General features: G+C 43.9%; 6 protein-coding genes. All 6 read right to left on the bottom strand.

What is annotated here, in order from left to right; genetic code table 11:
- Window positions 1-693, bottom strand: a 693-nt coding sequence (locus VF500_RS25120) for an aldo/keto reductase (RefSeq protein ID WP_330862304.1), incomplete at its 3' end; no start/stop codon positions are given.
- A gap of 164 nt (window positions 694-857) precedes the next feature.
- Complete coding sequence (locus VF500_RS25115; protein WP_330862303.1) at window positions 858-2,171, bottom strand: folylpolyglutamate synthase/dihydrofolate synthase family protein; 1,314 nt, start codon at window positions 2,169-2,171, stop codon at window positions 858-860.
- A 146-nt stretch (window positions 2,172-2,317) separates the two neighbouring features.
- Window positions 2,318-3,133: an energy transducer TonB gene (locus tag VF500_RS25110; RefSeq protein ID WP_330862302.1), complete on the bottom strand. Its 816-nt coding sequence runs from the start codon at window positions 3,131-3,133 to the stop codon at window positions 2,318-2,320.
- Between the two features lie 207 nt (window positions 3,134-3,340).
- The gene (locus tag VF500_RS25105; RefSeq protein WP_121228314.1) at window positions 3,341-3,742 is read right to left on the bottom strand and encodes an ExbD/TolR family protein; all 402 of its coding nucleotides are present in this window, start codon (window positions 3,740-3,742) and stop codon (window positions 3,341-3,343) included.
- Complete coding sequence (locus VF500_RS25100; RefSeq protein ID WP_121228312.1) at window positions 3,739-4,452, bottom strand: MotA/TolQ/ExbB proton channel family protein; 714 nt, start codon at window positions 4,450-4,452, stop codon at window positions 3,739-3,741. Before VF500_RS25100 ends, VF500_RS25105 begins: the two co-directional genes overlap by 4 nt.
- On the bottom strand, window positions 4,449-4,670 hold a 222-nt coding region (locus tag VF500_RS25095), incomplete at its 5' end, for an SPOR domain-containing protein (protein WP_330862301.1). The genes VF500_RS25095 and VF500_RS25100, both read right to left, overlap by 4 nt.

The following is a 4,670-nucleotide window of genomic DNA, read 5'->3' as shown; positions in this document are numbered from 1 at the left end:
ATCAGTCAGTAATCCCTGTGCTAATGGTGAGAAGGGGATACAACCAACACCTTCATTACCTAAAACATTCAGCAAGCCGCCTTCAACCCAACGCTCAAACATAGAATATTTGGGCTGATGAATAAGGCATGGTGTGCCGAGATCTTTAAGAATCCTGATAGCTTTTGAGGCCAATTCGGCGGGATAGTTGGAAATTCCAACATACAACGCTTTTCCCTGGCGAACGATCAGATCCAAGGCGGTCATAGTTTCTTCGAGCGGCGTGTTTGGATCAGGGCGGTGGTGGTAAAAGATATCCACATAATCGAGCCCCATGCGTTTAATGCTTTGGTCAAGACTGGCTACCAGGTATTTTTTTGAACCCCAGTCGCCATATGGGCCTGGCCACATGGTATAGCCGGCCTTGCTCGATATGATAAGCTCGTCACGGTAATCGCGGAAATCTTCTCTCAGGATCTTTCCAAAGTTCTCTTCGGCCGAGCCCGGAGGCGGACCGTAGTTATTGGCTAAATCAAAATGGGTGATGCCGCTATCAAAAGCGAGATGTAATATCTTGCGATAATTATCGGCAACATCAACGTGACCGAAATTGTGCCAGAGTCCCAGTGAAATAGCCGGAAGTTTGATGCCACTGTTGCCGCAGCGACGGTATTGCATGGTTTGATACCTGTTGGCAGATGCGATGTATGTCATATTTAAGGTAGGGATTGGGAAAGTAAAAATAGAATTTTAGGCAGATTAATAAAGGTGTTTTTGTCTGAACCGGAATTTTAAAGAATTTATTGAATAGACAGAATAGGTGCTTTTTCAATCACGATTCAATCAATTCCATAAATTCCCCCAAATTCGGGTTCAGACTAAACAACCTCGGCTACTACAAAAGTGCTCCCGCCAACAAAAACGAGATCATCATTACCGGCTTTTTTTTGTGCCGAGAGCAGGGCTTCTTTTACCGATGGATATGCATCGCCAATTAAACCGAGAATTTCGGCCTGGGCTTTCATGACCTCAGCGTCCAGTCCGCGGGGGATGTCCGGCTTGCAGAAATAGTATGTAGCACTTTTCGGAAACATTGGTAATACCTTTCCGGTGTCCTTATCATTAACCATCCCGATCACCATGTGCAAGTGCTTGTAATCGACAGATTCGATGTTTTTCATTACTTCCTCGATCCCGTCCGGGTTGTGGCCTGTATCGCAAATGGTAAGCGGGTTATGGCTTAAGATTTCCCAGCGGCCATGTAAGCCGGTAAGGATTTTTACCTGTTTCAGCGCCGTTTGAATATGACCATCAGAAATTATAAAGCCCTGTTCTCGTAGCTCGTCAACGGCGGATAAAACCGTTTTTACATTTTTAAGCTGATAGGTGCCGGGGAGGTCAAGTGCTAAGTCGTAAGTTTTAAGTCCTGAGTCTTTATTTTGGACGTGGATCTCCAATAATTCTTCGGTAGTACCTTTCGCCTTTTGCCTTTCGCCTTTAAGCTTTTCTATAATCCACTCTTCAGATGCAAACCGGAGCTTACTATCGGTTTCGTTTGCTTTTTCAATAAAAACATCAGCTACTTCCTCTTGTTTCTCGCCGATAACAACTGGAATGTTCGGTTTGATAATTCCTGCTTTTTCACCGGCGATAAGCGGCAGGGTATTTCCCAGCATGTTCATGTGGTCCCAGCCTATGTTGGTGATTACAGAAAGAAGCGGGGTGATCACATTGGTAGAATCCAACCTTCCGCCTAAACCGACCTCAATTATGGCTATATCTACTTTTTCTTTTGCGAAAACATCAAAGGCAAGCGCTACGGTCATCTCAAAAAAGGAGGGGGCTATTTCATCAAAATCGGCCTTATGATGCTCAACAAAATCAATTACGGTTTGCTCGCTGATCATTTGGCCGTTAATGCGGATGCGCTCGCGGAAATCTTTAAGATGGGGGGAGGTATAAAGCCCTGTTTTATAGCTTGCTGTTTGCAAAACGGCAGCCAGCATATGCGATGTTGAACCTTTGCCATTGGTACCGCCTACGTGGACGCTTTTAAATTTATGCTGAGGATTATCCAGCCGCCTGCAAAGTTCAAGCGTATTAGTAAGATCTTTTTTAAATGCCGAAGCCCCGTCACGCGTAAACATGGGGAGCTGGGTGTATAGGTATTGGAGGGTGTCGTTGTAGTTCATGGCTGATAGTTCATGGTTCATGGCTTGAACCACTACTTTACCCGGCAAAAATAACACTGTTGCACGTTAAAAATAACGGGTAATTATAATAATATGCAACAGTCCTGCTATGAACCGTGAACTATGATCATTAGCTTTCGCAGAAATTAATTTACCTTGAATACAAAAACAACTGAGCCTTCCTGGGTATCAGGAGCGGTATCCAGCGAACTGATGCGGGCAGCTTTCACTGCGTTCTCGCATTTTTCGATTAGATTGTAATCTGATATGGTTGTTCCGCGACCTGCCTTAGCGTAGGTTACATTACCAGCTTTATCTACATGTATATCAATCACCACCTTGCCCTCAAAGCGATTGCCGTCATCTACAGTTGGTTTGCTAACAAAATTACGCTGCTTCAAATTCAGGCTGCCGCCATTACCAGACCCTGTTCCGTTATAATTATTAGTAAGTGTTGTGCCAGTTTGCTTTCCCTGGTTGCCTGGCGTGTTACCTGTACCATCACCCTCGCCGGTACCGGTTGAGGCTTTGCCTTTGTATAAAGCATTTTGATTAACGGTAGGTTTAGCCGGTGGCGTTTTTGCCGGTGGAGTAGGGGCCACATTTTGGCTTGGCTTTTTGGTAGGTGCTGCCACTTCGGGGGCATCCTCATTATTTTGTGTAACTACCGTTTTCTCGCTGCTTTCGGGCGTAGGCTTTTCTTCGGTAGGTTTGGTCTCGGTAACCTTATCGGGTTTGGTGTGGTTGGCTTTTTCGGCTACAGATGGTTCTTCCGTGCTCATATAGTCATCGCCCATACCTTCATCAACCGTACCATAGTTCACAAGGATACCGCCTGTTCCGTTCTCTTCAACCGGCGGATTTTTAAACACAATAAAATAACATGCCGCTATCAGCACAGCCATAATAATTCCTGTAGCTATAAATGCTTTCGGATAGTTATTTTCTTCCCTGTACTCCATTTTCAAAATTAGTGCAAATTTTAATTAGTTGGGGTTTTTAGTTGCAGTGGCGGTAGCGAGCGGCAGTTTGTCTACATGGTTGTGGTAACCATTGCAACTGCTACTCGCTACTGTTACTGCTACTTTAAAAAAGTGGCAGTTTGTTTAAGCGATCACAGTAAATTACTGCAATAAGCTACTGCAAACTTTAAACTGCAACTGCCACTATTATCCCTTAGGTTCTGTTGCCAAAACCAGTTTAATATTCAATTTTTGTGCCACGTCCATTACCTGTACCACATCCTGTATGGCTACGGTTTTATCAACATACAAAACTATGGTAAGTTCGGTAGCCAGGTTTTTATAGCCTGCCAGGGTAGTTTGCAGGGCATCTACCGGGATCTCTTTTTTATCAACGTAGTACTTAAGATCTTTGGTTACTGATACCGTTATCGTTTTTTTTGATACCGATTGCCCGCTTGATGATTTGGGCAATACCAGTTTGATAACGTTAGGATTGGTAACTGTTGAGGCTATGAGGAAAAACAGCAACAGGAAGAACATAATATCGTTCATTGCCGATGTATGTACCTCTGCCGATGCGCCCCTGTGTCGTTTTCTTAAATTCATTTGCTCGGCTCCTCTAACAGGTCAATAAATTCAATAGCATCGGTTTCCAGTTTCAGGATCACCTTATCAACCATCATATTTAAAACGTGGTAGCACACATAGGCAACGATACCTACAAATAAACCAGCCGCAGACGTAACCATTTTTACGTATAAACCACCCGAAATTACACCCATGCTGATGTTATCTGTTTTTGAGATATCATAAAATATCTTGATTACACCGGCAATGGTACCCAAGAAACCAAACATCGGCGCGATACCGGCTACAATACCCAAAATACCAATGTTTTTTTCCAGTTTGGATACTTCAAGCTTGCCAACGTTTTCGATAGCGCCTTCAATATCTTTTATAGGGCGACCTATGCGCAATAAACCTTTTTGCAGCATACGGCCAAGCGGGGTGTTGTTGTTACGGCAAATAGCAATAGCCGATTCAAGATTGCCCGAGTGGATGCTGGAACGGACCTGTACCATCAGGTTTGATTCGTCACGTGATGCTTTGCGGATAGTAAAGTAACGTTCAAAAAATATTACCAGTCCCAGTACAGCTAAAATACCTATCGGGATCATTACCCAGCCACCTTTGATCAGCAGGTCGCCAAAGCGGAGTTCTTCAGTTGGCAGGGCTGCGGTTGTTACGGCGTGGTTTGCGGTATCTGCCAGGTGTTTGGCGGTATCTGTAAGTTGCTGTATTAATAATAAAGTCATTTCGTGGAATCAGTAATTTGTTTTGAGTATGTGTCTTTAGTTATTTTTCCTTGTGATACGAGTTTTTTTCTCGCGGTTTCTGCTTCATCAGATGAGGAAAATCCTCCAATTATTATCTTGATACGCGGACCCGTTCCCGGGCCTTTCAGTATGCGGGCATCAATGCCTTTTCTTTTATAATCTTTAACGGCCTCTTCGCTTTTAGTTTCGGTTTTAAA

It is taken from the genome of Mucilaginibacter sp. (genome assembly GCF_036383575.1).
Taxonomy (GTDB): domain Bacteria; phylum Bacteroidota; class Bacteroidia; order Sphingobacteriales; family Sphingobacteriaceae; genus Mucilaginibacter.
The sequence above is the reverse complement of the archived record's forward strand: the minus strand, read 5'-3'. Positions and strand labels throughout refer to the sequence as shown.

Excerpts from the sequence above, each read along its gene's own strand:
- VF500_RS25115 (WP_330862303.1), bottom strand. The coding sequence starts at position 2,171 with ATGAACTACAACGACACCCTCCAATACCTATACACCCAGCTCCCCATG.
- VF500_RS25110 (WP_330862302.1), bottom strand. The coding sequence starts at position 3,133 with ATGGAGTACAGGGAAGAAAATAACTATCCGAAAGCATTTATAGCTACA.
- VF500_RS25105 (WP_121228314.1), bottom strand. The coding sequence starts at position 3,742 with ATGAATTTAAGAAAACGACACAGGGGCGCATCGGCAGAGGTACATACA.
- VF500_RS25100 (WP_121228312.1), bottom strand. The coding sequence starts at position 4,452 with ATGACTTTATTATTAATACAGCAACTTACAGATACCGCCAAACACCTG.